The sequence below is a fragment of the Flavobacterium sp. GNP008 genome, assembly GCF_056428965.1.
The window spans coordinates 1-250 of record NZ_JBWJVL010000050.1 but is presented as its reverse complement, the minus strand read 5'-3'; the positions used below and the strand labels follow the sequence as shown (position 1 = coordinate 250).

Annotated in this window: 1 protein-coding gene; it reads left to right on the top strand. The window is 63.2% G+C overall.

Annotated features, from left to right (window positions below):
* The coding region (locus AC0608_RS13840) for a PDC sensor domain-containing protein (RefSeq protein WP_478289484.1) at positions 1 to 250 on the top strand (250 nt) is incomplete at both ends.

Sequence of the window (250 nt, the reverse complement as noted above, 5' to 3'; positions counted from 1 at the left end):
CAGGCCGGGGCAGAAGTGATGTACCTGATGGACACGTCCGGCAAGACGCTCGCCGCGTCCAACTGGGACAAACAGGACAGTTTCGTCGGACGCAACTTCTCGTTCCGCCCGTATTTCAGTGAGGCCATGGCCGGGCACCTGGGACGCTTCTTCGGCCTGGGCACCACCTCGGCCAAGCGCGGCTACTTCTTCGCTGCCGCCGTGCGCGACCACGACAAAATCATTGGCGTGCTGGTGGTCAAGGTCGACC